Here is a 17,238-nt window from a genome sequence, read left to right on the forward strand (position 1 = left end):
GTGCGCCGATTGACCGCCGCCGCGGCGCCCGTTTAGCCTTTCCATCATGCGTGCTACCCACATCCTGCTCGCCGTGGCGGTCGCCGCCGTCTGGGGCTTCAACTTCGTCGCGATCAAGGTCGGATTGCGCGATTTCCCGCCGCTGCTGTTCTCCTGCCTGCGCTTCGCGCTGGCGGCGCTGCCGGTGGTGGTGCTGGGGTGGGGCAAGGGGCCGCCGGTGGCGTGGCGCTATGTGATCGGCATCGGCGTGATGCTGGGCGTGGTGAAGTTCCCGCTGCTGTTCCTGGGCATCGATGTCGGCATGCCGGCGGGGCTCGCCTCGCTGGTGCTGCAGGCGCAGGCCTTCTTCACCGCCATCTTCGCCGCCTTCGCGCTGGGCGACCGGCCGGGACCGCGGCAGATCGGCGGCATGCTGGTCGCCTTCGCCGGCGTCGGGCTGATCGCGCTGGAGATGCCGGCGGGCGACTCGCTGCTCGGCCTCGGCCTGACGCTGGCGGCTGCGGCGGCCTGGGGCGTGTCGAACATCGTGATGAAGCAGGCCAAGGCGCCCGACCTGTTCAGCCTGATGGTCTGGGTCAGCCTGATCCCGCCGCTGCCGCTGCTGGCGATGTCGCTGGCGCTGGAGGGGCCGGATCGCATCGTCCATGCCTTCACCACCCTGACGGTCGTCGGAGTCGGATCGCTGGTCTACATCGCGGCGGCGGCGACGCTGTTCGGCTTCGCCGCCTGGGGCTTCCTGATGCGGCATTACCCGGCCAGCCTCGTCGCCCCCTTCTCGCTGCTGGTGCCGATCTTCGGCATGAGTTCCAGCGCGCTTTTGCTGGGCGAGACCTTCACCGCGGCGAAGCTGGCCGGCGGGCTGCTGGTCTTCGCCGGGCTGGCGCTGTCGGTGCTGAAGCTTCCCTCCCCGGTGCGGGCGCGGGCCTGACGGGCTGCCCGGCCGCGAGGCGGGGGTCTGGAGACCGAAATCGTCAAGGTCCTATTAACCTTGACGAGCTTGACGCGGCGTTATGGCGTCCGGATCATTGCGGACGATCAGTGCGTCACTAAACCATAGGCTAGCTTTGATCTCTCCCGAAAGGACCGCGCAGCCGGCCAGTCGCCCGCCGGGCGGCACGCCGGTTCCGCCGTCCTACCATTGGTTGGCCCATCTGCGCGCCAGCCGGCCGTTGCGCATCCTGCTGCTGATCGGCGGGCTGTCGGTCGCCGTGCTGCTGACGGCGACGATCCACTACATCGTCAGCATGCGCGAGCGCGAACTGGCGGGGGCGGAGCGTGAGCTGTCCACCCTGAACCTGTCGCTGGCGGAACAGACGGCCAGCGCGACGCAGAGCGTCGATCTGGTGCTGACCACGATCATCGAGCAGCTGAAGGCGGACGGCATCGCCACGCCCGAGGACTATGTCCGCCGGATGGGCGGGCGCGACACCTACCAGATGCTGCGGGCGCGGATCAGCGGACTGCCGCAGTTGGACGCGGTGACGATGATCGCGGCCGACGGCCATTTGATCAACTTCTCGCGCTATTACCCGATTCCGCCGGTCAACGTGTCCGACCGGGATTATTTCGCCTATCTGCGCGACCACGACACCGACGAGCCCTTCATCAGCGAACCGGTGCGCAACCGCGGCAACGGCAGCTGGACCATCTATCTGGCCCGCCGGATCAGCGGCCCGGACGGCGGCTTCGTCGGGCTGGTGCTGGGCGCCATCGAGCTGAGCTATTTCGAACGCATCTACAAGGCGCTGCAGCCGGAGGACGACGGCAGCATCAGCCTGTGGCGGCGCGACGGCCTCCTGCTGGCCCGCCATCCGATGCTGCCGGATATCGGCCGGCCGCTGGGCCAGGGCCAGTTCCTGAAGGTGCTGGAGCATGCGAAGTCGGGCGTCTTCGTGTCCGCAAAGGGGCTGGGCGACGGCGCCCGTCTGGTGGCGACGCGGGCGCTGGCCGACTATCCGCTGGTCGTCAACGTCACCCGCAGGCTGGACGCGGTGCTGAGCGAGTGGCGCATCCAGGCATTGACCATCGGCGCTGCCGGAGCCGTCGGCATCGCCGCGCTGCTGCTGTCGCTGTGGGCGCTGGCCCGCCAGTTCAGCGCGTACGAGGCTGCGACCTGGGCGATGGACGCCGCCCGCCGCGCGGTGGAGGGGCGGGAGCAGGCCGAACACGCCCTGCGCCAAAGCCAGAAGATGGAGGCGATCGGCCAGCTGACCGGCGGCGTCGCCCATGATTTCAACAACCTTCTGCAGGCCATCGGCATCAACCTGCATGTCATCGGCAGCCGCAGCGACGACGAGCGCATCGCCGGCCCGGCGCGGCTTGCCCTGCAGGCGGTGGAGCGGGGGGCGACCCTGACCCAGCATTTGCTGGCCTTCTCGCGCCGGCAGCAGCTTCGCCCTGTCCCGGTCGACGTGGCGGCGCTGGTGGAGCGGGTCAGCCGCCTGCTCGGCCGCACGCTGGGGCAGCCGGTGCGGATCGTGACGGAGGTCGCCCCCGACCTGTGGCCGGCGATGATCGACCCGACCCAGCTGGAAATGGCTGTGCTGAACCTGGCGCTGAACGCCCGCGACGCCATGCCCGGCGGCGGCACGCTGTGGATCCTGGCCGGCAACCGGTCGGTCGGCGCTGGTCCGGTGGAGGGGATGGCGGCCGGCGACTATGTCGTGCTGCGGGTGCGCGACACCGGCACCGGCATGCCGGAACATGTGGCCGCCCGTGCCTTCGAACCCTTCTTCACCACCAAGGAGGTCGGGCGCGGCACCGGGCTGGGCCTCAGCATGGTGCATGGGCTGGCGACCCAGTCCGGCGGCGGGGTGGAACTGGACAGCCGGCAGGGGCTGGGCACCACGGTGACGCTCTATCTGCCGCGCGCCCGTCAGGAGGCGGATGCGCCCTCTGCCGGAATCGCCGCGCCCCCGGCGCCGGAGACGGCAAGGGCGGACGCGGCCGGCATCGGCGAGGGCTGCGCCGTCCTGCTGGTGGATGACGAGGAGCTGGTGCGCAGCGCCACCGCCGGCTATCTGGAACAGGCGGGCTTCGCGGTGCGCGAGGCGGCCGACGCGGCGGCGGCCCTGTCGCTGCTCGACCACGGCTTCCGGCCGGACGTGATCGTCACCGACCACATGATGCCGGGGATGACCGGGCTCGACATGGCCCGCACCCTGCGCGCCCGTCGCGACGCGACGCCGATCCTGATGGTCACCGGCTATGCCGAGGATTTGACCTCCACCGCCGCGGCGCAGGAGGTGGACCTGACCGTGCTGTCCAAGCCGATCGAACCGTCCCGGCTGGTCCGCTCCATCCGCGACATGGCGGCGGTGGAGGGCTGAGCGGATCCCCGAGGAAACAGGGTCCAAGGGAACAGGTAGGGGCGTTGCGGCGTTGGAAAGGCGATTTCCGTCCATTTCAGCCCCGGAGCAGCCATGAACGCCCAATCCACGATCCGCGACGCCTACGACAGCGTGTTCGAAGGCCACACCAACCTGGGTATGGGCGAGCGCATCGTCTCGACCGGTCTCGGCCTTGCCGTCGCGGCGGGCGGCCTGCGCAAGGGCGCCAGCATCCCCGGCGCCATCATGGGGCTGGTCGGCGCCGCCCTGGTCGCCCGCGGCATGAGCGGCCATTGCCCGGTCAAGGAACGCCTGTCCGGCCACCAGCAAGACCGGCTGGGTCATAGCGGCTCCCAGGGCGGTTCCTACGGCGAGTCGCGGGGCGTCGATCACTCGCGCATGGCGGAGACCTACTGACCGGCACCGCGCCGGATCGGATCCGTTCACCGTCTGTCGCATTCCATTCACGGGAATGCGTGACGCCATTAACCCTGATGGTGAATTGTTGGGCAGACCAGCGACGGGGTGAAGACCGGGGAAGGCGGGTGTGACATCCTGCCCTACCCGGGCTGAGGCCCCCGACCTGACGTCCCGCTCAGGAGATTCACCGCATGTGGTTCCCCGCTATCCGATCCCGTTCCGCCATCGCGGCGGTGGCCGCGCTCTGCGTCGGCTCGGCGCTCGTGCTGCCGGTGCCGGCGCTCGCCCAGAAGGCCACCTCCGCACCGGCTTCGGTCCGCTACGACATCGGCTACGACATCTTCTATCCCGTCCGCGGACAGAACGGGATGGTCGCCTCCGAACACCGGCTGGCGACCGAGATCGGCGTCGACATCCTCAAGCGCGGCGGCAATGCGGTCGATGCGGCGGTGGCCGTCGGCTTCGCCCTGGCGGTGGTGCTGCCGAACGCCGGCAATGTCGGCGGTGGCGGCTTCATGGTCGTCCATGACGCCAAGAGCGGCAAGGACGTCGCCATCGACTTCCGCGAGATGGCCCCGGCCAAGGCCTTCCGCGACATGTATCTCGACCAGCAGGGCAAGGTTGTCCCCGACCGCTCGCTCTACACCCATCTGGCGGTCGGCATCCCCGGCACCGTCGCCGGGTTGGCCCATGCGCTGGAAAAATACGGCACGATGAAGCTGGCCGACGTGATGGCCCCGGCGATCAAGCTGGCGCGCGAGGGCTACACCGTCACGCCGCAGCTGGCCGGCCTGCTGGAGGTCGAGCGCGACCATCTGGCGGCGTGGGACGCCACCAAAGCCATCTTCTTCAAGGACGGCCGCCCGCTGACCGCCGGCGAGACGCTGGCCAACCCCGACCTCGCCAACTCGCTGGAGATGATCGCCCAGCAGGGGGCGAAGGCCTTCTATGAAGGCGCCATCGCCGACAGGATCGCGGCGGAAATGGCGAAACACGGCGGCTACATCACCAAGGAGGACCTGAAGGCCTACAGGGTGGTGGAGCGCGAGCCGGTCAGCGGCACCTACCGCGGCTATACGGTCAAGTCGATGCCGCCGCCCAGCTCCGGCGGGACGCACATCATCCAGATGCTGAACATCCTGGAGCGCTGGCCGCTGAAGGACTACGGCCCCGACAGCGCCAAGGCGATCCACCTGATGGCGGAGGCGATGAAGCTCGCCTATGCCGACCGCTCCGAATATCTGGGCGATCCCGACTTCACCAAGGTGCCGGTGAAGGGCCTGACCTCGCGCAAATACGCCGACGAGCTGGCGGCGAAGATCGATCCGGAGAAGGCGACCCCGGCCAGCAGCATCAAGCCCGGCAAGCCGGCGCCCTACGAGAGCGACCAGACCACCCATTTCTCGGTGGCGGACAGCCAGGGCAACGTGGTCAGCACCACCTACACGCTGAACCTCAATTTCGGCAGCGGCATCGTCGCCGCGGGCACCGGCATCCTGCTGAACAACGAGATGGACGATTTCTCGGCCAAGCCGGGCGTGCCCAACGCCTTCGGCCTGATCGGCGGCGACGCCAACGCCATCCAGGCCTACAAGCGGCCGCTCAGCTCGATGTCGCCGACCATCGTGCTGAAGGACGGCAAGCCCTGGCTGGTCACCGGAAGCCCCGGCGGCAGCCGCATCATCACCACCACCATGGAGACGGTGATCGACCACATCGATTTCGCCATGAATCCGGCAGAGGCCGCCGCCCTGCCGCGCGTCCATCACCAGTGGACCCCCGACGAGCTGCGGGTGGAGAAGGGGCTCAGCCCCGACACCGTGCGGCTGCTGGAACAGATGGGCCACAAGGTGGTGGTGAAGCCGACGATGGGCCGCACCCAGACCATCCAGCTGCGCGACGACGGGCTGTACGGCTATTCCGACCCGCGCAACCCCGACGGCATGACGATCGGATATTGAGGGAGAAGAGTGACGGGGGCCCGGCTGAAAGGCCGGGCTCCACATTCCCGTATACAAAGAAAAAGCAGCGTGCTTTGGTAACCTGCGATCCGCCTTGCCGGGCGGTGCAGGGCCGGGAGCCCCGTGCCTGTTCGGATAAGGCAACGGAACAGTTGGCTTAAGGCGGGCCGGTCGGTTAGCCTTTGCAGGAGTGAACCGGAGCATTTGCCGTGGATAAGGCCTTGGTCGAGAAGAACCGCGAGTGGACCTATCAGCGTGAAGGAAAGCAGCCCGTCACCATCCGGGTCGCAGATTTCGAGCGCGAGGGGAAGCGCATCGTCGCCTTCCTGGAACAGACCGACATCGCCAAGGCGGCCGGGTCGCCCCAGCCCGCCGTGAATGACTGGCCTCGCATCGCCGAGGCCTATGCGCAGGAACAGGGCGTGTCGCTGAGCGACATCTATTGGTACGAGCTGCACCCGCGCCGCTTCGCCAATGGCCGGCCCAACGTGTCGGAATACCGCCCCGGCATGGCCGAATGGCGCTTCGAGACCAGCATCCCGCTCGCCCGCGCCATCGTGGAGCAGCTGGGCTTCGACCCCGACAACCTGCCGCTCGACATCTGATCGTCCTGCTTAGCGCCCTGGACGGGACCCCGCGCGCGCAGCCCCTGTGATGCGCCGCGGGACCGGTGTATGATGCCCGCCGGAGCCATGCGATCGGCTGGGCGATCGGCTGGGCGATCGGCGGGACAGCAGTCCCGCGTCGTGGCGGGAGACGGATGATGAAGACGGTGCGGAGGGCGGTCGCCCTGGGTGCTGTGATGCTGGCGGCCGTGGCCGCCGCCGCGGTGGTGTCGGTTCCGGGAACGGCGCAGGCGCGCACGTCGGTGTCGGTCGGCATCGGCGTCGGGCCGATTTTCCCCGGCTACGGCTATTACCGCCCCTACCATTATTATGCCCCGCCGCCACCGGTGGTGCAGTATTACGCGCCGCCGCCGGTCGTCTATGCACCCCCGCCGCCGGTCCAATATTATGCGCCGCCGCCTGCCGCGGTCGGCGTCGATCCGGCCGGCCCGGTCTATTATTCGCGCAGCGGTCAGCAATGCCGCGAATACCAGAGCCGCGCCATGGTCGGCGGCCGGTCGCAGCCGGTCTACGGCACCGCCTGTCTCCAGCCCGACGGCACCTGGCGCATCGTCAACTGACGGCGCGCCGCTCGGCTCATGCGTCGAGCGGGACCGGATGCGGCAGTTCGTCGGCGTTCTCGTGGTGGATCCGGCAGACCTCGTCCCAGCGCGACAGGAAGGCGTCGAGCAGGGACGGGTCGAAATGCAGGCCGCGGTTCTGGACCATATAGGCGCGCGCCTCGTCCAGCGTCCATGACCGCTTGTAGGGGCGGGTGGAGGTCAGGGCGTCGAACACGTCGGCGATGGCGACGATGCGGCCGGACAGCGGGATCCCGGTTCCGGCCAGCCCGTTGGGATAGCCGCTGCCGTCGAACTTCTCGTGATGGCCGAGCGCGATTTCCGCCGCCAGCCGCAGGAGCGGGATGTCGCTGTTGGCCAGGATGCGGTGGCCGATGGCTGAATGCTGGCGCATCACCGTCATCTCTTCCGGGCTCAGGCGCCCCGGCTTCAGCAGGATCATGTCGGGAATGCCGATCTTGCCGATGTCGTGCATCGGCGCCGCCTTCATCAATTCCTGGGCATAGGCGGCGCCGCAGCCGGCCGCTTCGGCGATCAGCCGCGAATAGAGCGCCATCCGCTCGATATGGGCGCCGGTTTCGGGATCGCGGTATTCGGAGGCGCGCGACAGGCGGGTGACCAGTTCCTCCCCCTGGCGCTGGAGGGCGGCGGTCACCCGCTCCACCTCGGTGGCCAGCAGGGCGGCGCGGTCGCGCAGCAGGGCGCGGCTCTGGCGCAGGGCCAGCAGGTTGCGCAGCCGGGCCTGCACCTCCGGCACGACCACCGGCTTGGTCAGGAAATCGTTGCAGCCCTCGTCCAGCGCCCGCACGCGGATGTCGACCGCCGTGTTGGCGGTGACCATCACCACCGGGACGGTGTCCAGCCGCGCATCGTCGCGGATGTGGCGCAGCAGTTCCATGCCGTCCATGTCCGGCATCATCTGGTCCAGAAGGATCAGGTCGGGCTCGTTCCCGCGCAGCCACTCGACGGCGTCGAGCGGGCTTTCCATCGTGACCGGTTCGGCATCGTCCAGCCGGCGGACGATGGCGGCCATGATGAACAGATTGGTGCGGTCGTCGTCGACGATGAGGATGTTCATCCTGCGGCTCCCGCCTCTCGTTCTGCCGCCTTGCGGGCGGCGATCAGGCGTCCGGCTTCGGCGAGCAGGGCCTTCAGGTCGACCGGCTTTTCGAAGGCCGCCTCGGCGCCCAGCAGCCGGGCCATCCCAGGCAGTTCCATCCGCAGGCGCAGGCTGCCGCCGGTCACCGCGATCAGGGGCGGACGCGATGCCTGCTCCTTCAGCCGCAGGATCACCTCGTACCCGTCGGCCTCCGGCATGATGATGTCGGTCACCACCAGATCGACCGGGTGGCCGGCCATGATGGCCAGCGCGGCATTGCCGTTCTCCGCCTCCAGCACGGCGTAGCCGGCGCGCTGGAAGGCGGTGCGCACCATCTCACGGAAATCGGGATCGTCGTCGACCAGCAGGACGGAACCGGCGGGGGCGGCGGGATCGGTTGCGGGCGTGGATTTGGGGGCGGATTTGGGCCGCAGCTCGTAAAGGGTCATGTCCATGGTCGCCGCTTCCGTCTTCCGCCATACACCGGTGGGTTGCACCGGATAGAATTCGCTAAGCCACAGCATAGACGTCTACCGATGCGCGCACCTGCTGTGTCTGGGATAGCGCGGGCGGGAAATGGGATAGTGGGGATATTATCCCGCGTCCCGAAAAAAGCCGTCCAGGACGCTCCGGCGCAATTATGACCGACGTGAAATATGGCAAAGCCACGAAAACTTAAGATTTCGGACGGCATAACAGGGAATATTGATACCTTGGGATGAGTGTGGGCCGAAGGTGGCGGAGGCTGGTTGATGAAGATCTTGGTGGCGGACGACCATCCCCTGTTCCGGGACGCGCTGGAGCTGTCGATCCGTCAGGCATGGCCGGATGCGGAGATCGGCTGCATCGGTTCGTTATTGGAATTGCCGGCCCAGGGCGATCCGGACGACGGCGCCCCCGCGGCGGTCTTCCGGTACGACCTCATCGTCCTCGACTGGCGCATGCCGGGGGCGGAGGGGAGCGATCCGATCAGCGTGCTGCGCCGTTCGGGGGTCCAGGGGCCGGTCGCCGTGGTGACCGGGGCGGAGGATGCGCTGACCGCGCTGGAGGTTCTGCGCTGCGGCGCCGAGGCCTTCCTGCCGAAGACCACGCCGCGCCGCATCCTGGCCCAGGCCCTGCGTCTGGTGGCGGAGGGCGGCAGCTTCGTGCCGAAATGCGTGGCACTCGACCTGATGCAGATGACCGACCTGTCGCTCGACATCGACGAGGCGGAGGAGGAGGAGGGGCCGCCTGCGGAGGAGGGGGCGCCGTCGTCCCCCCTGACCGACCGGGAGCAGCAGGTGCTGTCGATGCTCGCCACCGGCGCCACCAACAAGGAGATCGGGCGGCATCTCAGCCTTCAGGAGGTCACGGTCAAGCTGCACACCCGCCGCATCCTGCGCAAGCTGGGGGCGCGCAACCGCACCGACGCGGTACGCCGCGCCCAGCAGGCCGGCCTGCTGTCGCGCAGCCTGAACGAAGCGTCGCCCTGATCCCGCCACCAAGCTCCACCGAATGGATGGGTGCATGATCGCATGGGGGACCCCATAGGGGTGGTCCCAGCATCATGGTCCCGCCCTTTGTGGTATGGTTACCCCGTTCTCGCTTCCCTGGCCCGCCAGTCCGCCTTAGTCCGGCGCCGCCGGGGCAGGTGCAACCGCAAGGCTGCCACAACCCGAGTCGCTGCAACCCGAGTCGCCGATGAGCCCATCCGACCATTCCCTGTCCGGGCCGCGCGCGGGCCGAACCGTTCCAGCCGGCGCTTCCGGCAGCGGCGTGGCGGTGCCCGCGATCGCCGCGCTGGCCGGGGCGACGGTGCTTCTTCTGTCCGGGCTCGAACCCTTGCGCGAGGCGTTGCCCTGGCTGCTTCCCCTGATGGCGGCCGGCAGCGGTGCGGCGGGCGGGCTGGCGCTTCTGTCGATCCGGAGCGCGCGTCGCCGTCCCGCCGGAGACGACCGGGCGGACGTGCCGGCGGCGGATACCTCAGCCGTGACTGCGGCTCATGTCGCCGCGCTTGAAGGGGCACTGCGGGAGTGCGGCCGGCAGGCCGGCGAGCGGCTGCGCAGCCAGCAGATCGCGGCGATGGATGCCCGCGCCGACCTTGCCGGCGCCATCGTCCACGACATGAACAACGCGCTGGGCGCAATTGCCGGCTATGCCGACTTCCTCGTCTGCGACCTGCCGGAAGGCTCGCCGCAGGCCGACTATGCGGGGCGGGCCGTCGCCGCCGTCGACCGCGCCCGCTCCGGCCTCCGCCGGCTGGTGGCGGAAGCCAGGACGGAGCCGGTTCCTCTGAAGCCGGAACGGGCCGCGACGGTCCTGGACGAGGCCGCGGCGCTTCTGCGCTCGGTGCCGGCGGCGCCGGGCAGCTTTTCCATCCGTCATGACGCCGGTACGCCCGACCCCATCTGCAACGCCGGCCTGCTGGCGCGGGCGCTGGCCGGACTGGCGGCGGAGATCCTCGCCGCCACCGGCAGGGGCGGCGATGCCCGGCTCTGCCTGCGCGCCTTCTTTCCGGCGGACGCCCACAATCCGACCGGCGATCCGGACGCCATTGCCGCCGCGGCCGGCTGGACCGTCCGCCCGCTGCTGACGCCGCTGCCGGGTCCGCACGTGCTGTTCGAACTGAGGGTCGACGGCCCGCCGCTGGCGGACGAGGCGCTGGCGGGGCTGGCCGATCCCCTGCTGGCCGCCCGCGCCTGCTACCGCCGGGGCCAGACGGCCGGGACGGAGGACGCCCATTGGCCGGCGGCCCTGCAGACGGCGCGGCGCCACGACGGCGGCCTTAGCCTGCTGACCCACCCGGTGGAAGGCACGGCGGTGCGGCTCCAGATCCCCGCCGCATCGCCGGCGGCGTCCGTCCCGCGCGCGGCCAAGGCCCCGGCGCGGCATCAAGTCGCCCCGGCATACAAGATCCTGGTGGTGGATGGCGATCCGGCGTCCGGCGACCGGTTCCAGACCGGGCTGGAGCGGCAGGGGTTCGAGGTTTCGGTCTGCGAGGATCTGCGCGAAGCGCTGGAGGTCGTCACCGACGAGCCGGGTTTCTTCGATGCGGTGGTGATCGGGCCGGGACTGGGCGCGCTTCCGGCCGGCCAGGCGCTGGCCGGCCGCCTGAAGGCGCTGCGGGCGGACCTTCCCTGCGTCCTCTACGCCGCCTCGGGACCCGCCTCCGCAGGGGTGGGCGTCGAGGCCGGTGGGCCGGCCGACCTGCTGCTGCCGCTGCCGGTCGATCTGCCGCGGCTGGCGCGCGGGGTGGCGGCGCTTGCCGCAGGCAATCCGCGGCAGGCGGACTATGGAGGCGATCCGCGGCACGCGGACGGTGCGGGAGAGCGGCGCTGATGGGCGGGCGCCTTCATCTGCAGGGCTTCATCGCCGCCATCTGGACGGCGACCCTGGTGATCGCCGCCGGGCTGTGGGCGGCGGCCCTGGCGCTCGCCCATTACGACGATGCCGAGGCGATGGCACGGGCCGAGCGCGACAGCGGCAACCTCACCCGCGTCGTCGCCGAGCAAACGACCCGGACCATCGCCGAAGCCGACCAGATCCTGCAGTTCCTGATCGACGACTTCCACGAGCATGGCGACAGCTGGACCCCCGGCCTGACCCGCATGCTGCGGCAGGCGGTGGAGCGGTCGGGCATCCTGGTGCAGCTGGCGGTGATCGACGGGCATGGCGACCTCACCCACACCAGCGTGGAGGATGCGCCGGCCCGCGTCCGTCTGGCCGACCGCGAGCATTTCCGCGTCCACGTCAACAACCCGCATGCCGGGCTGTACATCGGCAAGCCGGTGTTCGGCCGGGCATCCGGCAAATGGTCGATCCAACTGACGCGGCGCGTCGACAACGACGACGGCAGCTTCGCCGGGGTGCTGGTCGCGTCGATCGACCCCTTCTATTTCAGCCGTTCGCTGGAGGAGCTGGACGTCGGTCCCAACGGGGCGGTGGCGATCGTCGGCACCGACGGCATCCTGCGCGCCCGGTCGCAGATGAGCGACCGCATCGTCGGCCGCGACGTCGGCGAATCGCCGGTTCTGCTGATGGCGCGCCGGCAGCCCACCGGGTTCCTGCGCGTTTCCAGCGTGATCGACGGCATTCCGCGCCTGCAGTCCTTCCGGACCCTGGCGACCTATCCGTTGATCGTCATCGCCGCCTTCGACGAGGCGTCCTTCCTGGCCGACACCAGAACGCGGCAGCGGCTCTATCTGCTGGCGGCGGCGGCCTGCAGCGTCATTCTGGTCGGGATGGCTCTGCTGGCGACGCGGCAGACGGCGCGGCTCGCCGCATTGGCCCGCCGGCTGGCCTTGAGCGAGGAACGCTTCCGCGATCAGGCGGAGACCGCCTCCGACTGGTTCTGGGAGATGGACGCCGACCTGCGCTTCTCGCATCTGGCCGGGCCGCTGGTGCCGCATGTCGCCAACGGCACGCTGCCCATCGGCCGGCGGCGGGAGGATGTCGCCCTGCGCGAGCCGGGGGACGGGCCCAAATGGGAGCGGCACCGCCAGCTGATGGAGCGGCGGGAGCCGTTCCGGAACTTCCGCTACCGGGTGATGACGGCGGCCGGCCTGCGCTATTTCAGCGTCAGCGGCCGCCCGGTCTTCGACGAGGGCGGCCATTTCCGCGGCTATCGCGGCTCCGCCACCGACGTCACCGAGCGGGAGCAGGCCGCCAACCGGCTGGCTTCCAGCGAGGCGCGCTATCGCGCCATGTTCGAAGCGGTCGGCCAGCCGATCGTCACCATCGACGAGCATGGCACCATCGACGCCTTCAACCGCGCGGCGGAGCGGCTGTTCGGCTACAGCGCCGCCGACGTGGTGGGCGGGCCGATGACCCGGCTGATGCCGAGCGCCGTCGGCGCGGTGCATGACGGGCTGCTGGCGACATACCGCGGAAGCGACGCCGCGGTCCCGCGGTCGGAGGTGCGGGAGCTGACCGGCCGCCGCAAGGACGGCAGCGAGTTCCCGCTGGAGGTGACGCTGGCCGGCTGGCGCGAGGGCGACCGCCGCTATGTCACCGGCGCGCTCCGCGACGTCACCGCCCAGCGCGAGATCGAGGCCAGCCTGCGCCGCGCCAAGGAGGCGGCCGATCAGGCCAACCGCGCCAAGGGCGAGTTCCTGGCGACGATGAGCCACGAGATCCGCACGCCGATGAACGGCGTCCTCGGCGCGCTGGCCCTGGTGGAGGGGCCGAACCTGGACGACGACCAGCGCCAGCTGCTGGAGGTCGCCAACCGGTCGGGCAACGCGCTGCTGCAGATCATCGACGACATCCTCGACCTGTCCAAGCTGGAGGCCGGCAAGGCGGAGGTCGAGCCGGTCGATTTCGAACTGCGCGCGGTGCTGGGCGACAGCATCGACCTGCTGGAGCCGGCCGCCTGCGGGCGCGGCCTGATCCTGACGCGGGAGGTGGCGCCCGCCGTGCCCGACCGCGTGCGCGCCGACCTGCGCCGCATCCGGCAGGTGCTGGTCAATCTGGTCGGCAACGCGCTGAAGTTCACCCACCGCGGCGGCGTCGCCGTGCGGGTCGGGCCGGAGGGCGAGCCGGCTGCGGACGGCAGCTTCTTCCTGCGGTTCGAGGTGGCCGACACCGGAATCGGCATCCCGGAGGACGTGCAGCCGACCCTGTTCCGCCGCTTCACCCAGGCCGACAGCTCCACCACCCGGCGCTTCGGCGGCACCGGGCTGGGGCTGGCGATCAGCCGCGAGCTGGTGATGCTGATGGGCGGGCGCATCGGCGTGACCAGCGCCGAGGGCAAGGGCAGCACCTTCTGGTTCACCGTCCGTTGCGAACCCGCCGCCGACCCGTCGGCCGGCGTGCTCTCCGTGCCCTGCGCGCCGGAACCGGTGCCGGCCGGCGCTTCGGAAACTCCGGCGGCGGCGGGCCTGCATGTGCTGGTGGCCGAGGACAACGAGATCAACCGCGACATCGTCGTCACCATGCTGCGCCGCGCCGGCCATCGCGTGACCGCGGTGGAGGACGGGCTGCAGGCGGTGCGGCTGGTGGAGGAGGGCGGCTTCGACCTCGTCCTGATGGACGTGCAGATGCCGGTGATGGACGGCGTCACCGCCACCCGGCACATCCGCGCCATGCCGGGGGAGACGGGCCGCCTGCCGATCGTCGCGCTGACCGGCAACGTCATGCCCGGCCACCGCGCCGAATATCTCGCGGCCGGCATGACCGCCTATCTGACGAAGCCCATCGTGTCGGCCGACCTGTACGAGGTGCTGAGGACGGCCGCCGCGCCGCGGGCGGCGGAGGTTGGGGCGGACGTTGTGCCGGAAGACGGGGCCGGGGATGGGGCGAACGCCGGCCGGTCCGCCATGACCCGTCCCGTCCCGCCACCCGCTCTGTCGCCTGCCGCCAGTGACCCGGAGCATTGGCGCACGGCGCCGCTGCTGGATGCCCAACAGGCCGACTCGTTGCGTTCGGTGATCGGCGACGAAGCCTGGGACCAGACGGTGACCGCCTTCCGGCGGACGGTGGACGACAGCGTTGCCGCGATTCGCGATGGGGCCCGGCGGGAAGGGATTGGGCGGGATGGCGCGCCACTGGTCCGCATGGCCCATACCCTGAAGGGAACCGCGGCAAACATCGGCGCCGTGCGGCTCAGCCGTCTGGCCTCGCTGCTCGAACAGCGGGTGCAGAGCCCCGGCGGCTGCGCCGACGGCGATCCGCTGGCCGAAGCGCTCGGTCCCGTCGCCGACGCCACGCTGGAGGCGCTGTCGTCCTATATCCGGCCGGCAGCCGGCAGCAAAGCCGAACATGCGACGGTATGAGGAAATGAAACATCCCGGCGAGGATTGCTTTGTTTCAGGCTGTGGATGAAGTAATTTCTCAAGGAAAACAGCGACCTGCAGTCGCAGATCTTTAGTATCATCAGTGATACCGGTGACGAAATGGATTTAAAGGTCTAGAGTGCGTGGTGATCGGCTGTCTCCGATCGTTCGTACTCTTAACCAGTGAAGTCCTTACCATGATCGCTGCCGGCAACATTCTCCACGTCATCTCGATCCGGGCGAAGGTCGTGGCGGTCGCAGTGTTCGTCTTCGCCGCGGTCGGCCTGTCCTCGGTCCTCACCATGCGCGACATGGGGCGGCAGACCGACCACCTGTCCGACGTCCGGCGCGAGACGCACGAGGTCGTCGGCGGCGTCATTCCCCTGGTGTCGCTGGTGGGGGAGATCCGGTTCGACGTGGTGCAGACCCAGCAGTGGCTGACCGACGTGTCGGCCACCCGCGGGCTGGACGGGATGAATGACGGGCCGGAAAAGGCTGCGGACTACGCCCGCCGCTTCGCGGAGCACACCGCCAAGGCGGCCGAACTGGCGCGGGCGCTGAACCTGCCGCAGGTGGTGGCGGAGATCGAGCGCACCCAGAAGGCCTTCGGCCCCTATTACGAGATGGGCCGGCGCATGGCGCAGGCCTATGTCGACGGCGGCCCGGCGGCCGGCAACCCGATCATGAGCCAGTTCGACAAGGTCGCCGACACCATGGGCGACAGCCTGGAGGCGCTGGGCGCCAGCGTGGTCGCGGTCAGCTCGGACCGGCTGAAGGACCTGACCGGGGATATCGAGGCGGTGCGCGAATCGGCGGACGGGCTGCGCATGACCCTGATCGGTGCCGGGTTGGCCATCCTGCTGATGGCCGCGGCCTGCGTGGTGTTTCTGGAGGCGGCGATGATCCGCCCGATGGAGCGGCTGCGCCGCGCCATGGTGGCGCTGGCCGGCGGCAACCTGGAGGTCGAGGTCGGGCTGACCGAGCGCCGGGACGAGATCGGCCACATGGCCGACACCGTCCGGGTGTTCCAGGAGGGGGCGCAGGAGAATGCGCGCCTGCGCGCCGCCCAGGAGGAGACCCGCCGCCGCGCCGAGGAGGAGCGGCGCCAGGCGCTGGAGTCGATGGCGGAGAAGGTGGAGCGCGAGACCCGCGTCGCCGTCGATCATGTGGCCGAACGCACCAGCCGGATGAGCAGCAATGCCGGCGCCATGGCGGAATCGGCGGTGCAGGTCAGCGACAACGCCCAGAACGTCGCCGCCGCCGCCCAGCAGGCGCTGAGCAATGCCGAGACCGTCGCCGCCGCGACGGAGGAACTGTCGGCGGCCATCGGCGACATCGGCATGCAGGTGTCGGCCGCCACGCGGGTGACCGGCCGCGCGGTGGAGCGGGCCGGGCTGGCGCGGTCCACCATCGAACGGCTGTCGGCCTCGGTCGAGCGGATCGGCGCGGTCGCCCGGCTGATCGCCGACATCGCCAGCCAGACCAACCTGCTGGCGCTGAACGCCACCATCGAGGCGGCGCGGGCCGGCGAGGCCGGGCGCGGTTTCGCCGTGGTGGCGAACGAGGTGAAGAATCTCGCCAGCCAGACCGCGCGGTCGACCGAGGAGATCGGCTCGCTGATCGCCGAGGTGGAATCGGTGACGGCATCGGCCGTCGGCGCCGTCGGCGAGGTGTCGGAAACCATCGACGAGGTGGCCGGCATCTCGTCCTCCATCGCCGCCGCGGTCGAGGAGCAGGCGGCGGCGACCCAGGAGATCGCCCGCTCCGTCAGCCAGACCAGCGACGCGGCGAAGGAGGTGTCGGTGCGCATCGGCCGCGTCTCCGCCGAGGCCGACGCGACCCAGAGCCGCGCCGGAGAGGTGCGGACGGTCGCCGACGACGTGGCCGGCGGCATCGACGCCCTGCGCAATGTGCTGATCCGCGTCGTCCGTACCGCCACCGCCGACGTTGACCGCCGCCAGCGCCCGCGCTTCGCCCTGTCGGTCGGCTGCGTGCTGGAGGGGGCCGGCGCCGCCCCGGCACGCGCCACCATCGCCAACCTGTCGGCGGGCGGCGCCATGCTGACCGGCGTGCCGGAGCAGTTGATCGGCGGCGTGGTCGGCCGGACGCTGAGCTTGCGCATCGACGGGGTGGCCCGCCCGCTGACCGCCCGCATCAAGTCCAGCGAGCATGACCGGCTGCACGTGAAGTTCGACCTGTCCGACGCCGATCAGGAGGCGTTCGACCGCGAGGTGGAGCGCCTGACGCGCGGCCTGACGCCGATGGCGGCTGTGGCGTAGGCGGGAAGGCAGGGCGGCCCGCACACACACCGCTTCACCGGGACGAGCCGGCCCCAGCCATGCCCGCCGCTCATTTCGCACCTGCGGAAATGACGGCCTGCGGCGGATTGCCTCAGCGGGGGTCGGGCAAATATCCTGACCCTGTCCCGGTCGCTTTCCGTCCCTCCCTGCCGCCGGGACTTTCCCGTCCTCATCCAGCGCGACAGCGGAGT

12 protein-coding genes are annotated in these 17,238 nt (G+C 70.1%); 10 read left to right on the forward strand and 2 right to left on the reverse strand.

Annotated elements, in window-relative coordinates; all coding sequences use genetic code 11:
• Positions 1–46 precede the first annotated feature (46 nt).
• The 6 genes from PWS46_RS26055 (at position 47) to PWS46_RS26080 (ending at position 6,896) form a co-directional block, all read left to right on the forward strand.
• On the forward strand, positions 47–928 hold the full coding sequence (locus PWS46_RS26055) for an EamA family transporter (RefSeq protein WP_434623863.1): 882 nt from the start codon (positions 47–49) through the stop codon (positions 926–928).
• Positions 929–1,064: 136 nt separating this feature from the next.
• Positions 1,065–3,329 (forward strand): response regulator, encoded by a 2,265-nt coding sequence (locus PWS46_RS26060; RefSeq protein ID WP_434623865.1) that lies wholly within the window; start codon positions 1,065–1,067, stop codon positions 3,327–3,329.
• Positions 3,330–3,422: 93 nt separating this feature from the next.
• Positions 3,423–3,746 (forward strand): YgaP family membrane protein, encoded by a 324-nt coding sequence (locus tag PWS46_RS26065; protein WP_434623867.1) that lies wholly within the window; start codon positions 3,423–3,425, stop codon positions 3,744–3,746.
• Positions 3,747–3,940: 194 nt separating this feature from the next.
• Positions 3,941–5,710 (forward strand): gamma-glutamyltransferase, encoded by a 1,770-nt coding sequence (gene ggt / locus PWS46_RS26070; protein ID WP_434623869.1) that lies wholly within the window; start codon positions 3,941–3,943, stop codon positions 5,708–5,710.
• Positions 5,711–5,919: 209 nt separating this feature from the next.
• Complete coding sequence (locus tag PWS46_RS26075; protein WP_085092067.1) at positions 5,920–6,315, forward strand: hypothetical protein; 396 nt, start codon at positions 5,920–5,922, stop codon at positions 6,313–6,315.
• A gap of 155 nt (positions 6,316–6,470) precedes the next feature.
• Positions 6,471–6,896 carry a hypothetical protein gene (locus PWS46_RS26080; protein WP_434623871.1) on the forward strand — a complete coding sequence of 142 codons (426 nt, stop codon included), beginning with the start codon at positions 6,471–6,473 and terminating at the stop codon, positions 6,894–6,896.
• A 16-nt stretch (positions 6,897–6,912) separates the two neighbouring features.
• Here the strand turns inward: PWS46_RS26080 and PWS46_RS26085 are convergent, their stop codons facing one another.
• Together PWS46_RS26085 and PWS46_RS26090 are read right to left on the reverse strand one after the other, a co-directional pair.
• On the reverse strand, positions 6,913–7,974 hold the full coding sequence (locus PWS46_RS26085; protein ID WP_434623873.1) for an HD domain-containing phosphohydrolase: 1,062 nt from the start codon (positions 7,972–7,974) through the stop codon (positions 6,913–6,915).
• Positions 7,971–8,450: a response regulator gene (locus PWS46_RS26090; RefSeq protein WP_434623875.1), complete on the reverse strand. Its 480-nt coding sequence runs from the start codon at positions 8,448–8,450 to the stop codon at positions 7,971–7,973. The genes PWS46_RS26085 and PWS46_RS26090 overlap by 4 nt, the downstream gene beginning before the upstream one ends.
• Positions 8,451–8,747: 297 nt before the next feature.
• On the opposite strand from PWS46_RS26090, the gene PWS46_RS26095 reads away from it, so the two are divergent.
• The 4 genes from PWS46_RS26095 (at position 8,748) to PWS46_RS26110 (ending at position 17,026) form a co-directional block, all read left to right on the forward strand.
• Positions 8,748–9,467, forward strand: a complete 720-nt coding sequence (locus tag PWS46_RS26095) for a LuxR C-terminal-related transcriptional regulator (protein ID WP_434623877.1) — start codon at positions 8,748–8,750, stop codon at positions 9,465–9,467.
• Between the two features lie 208 nt (positions 9,468–9,675).
• Positions 9,676–11,313, forward strand: coding sequence for a hypothetical protein (locus PWS46_RS26100; protein ID WP_434623879.1), 1,638 nt, complete (start codon positions 9,676–9,678; stop codon positions 11,311–11,313).
• Positions 11,313–14,747, forward strand: a complete 3,435-nt coding sequence (locus PWS46_RS26105; RefSeq protein WP_434623881.1) for a PAS domain S-box protein — start codon at positions 11,313–11,315, stop codon at positions 14,745–14,747. Before PWS46_RS26100 ends, PWS46_RS26105 begins: the two co-directional genes overlap by 1 nt.
• Positions 14,748–14,944: 197 nt before the next feature.
• Positions 14,945–17,026 (forward strand): methyl-accepting chemotaxis protein, encoded by a 2,082-nt coding sequence (locus PWS46_RS26110; RefSeq protein WP_434623883.1) that lies wholly within the window; start codon positions 14,945–14,947, stop codon positions 17,024–17,026.
• The last annotated feature ends 212 nt before the right edge of the window (positions 17,027–17,238 follow it).

Origin of the sequence: Azospirillum sp. B2RO_4 (assembly GCF_051124815.1) — a bacterium.
Classification (GTDB): domain Bacteria; phylum Pseudomonadota; class Alphaproteobacteria; order Azospirillales; family Azospirillaceae; genus Azospirillum.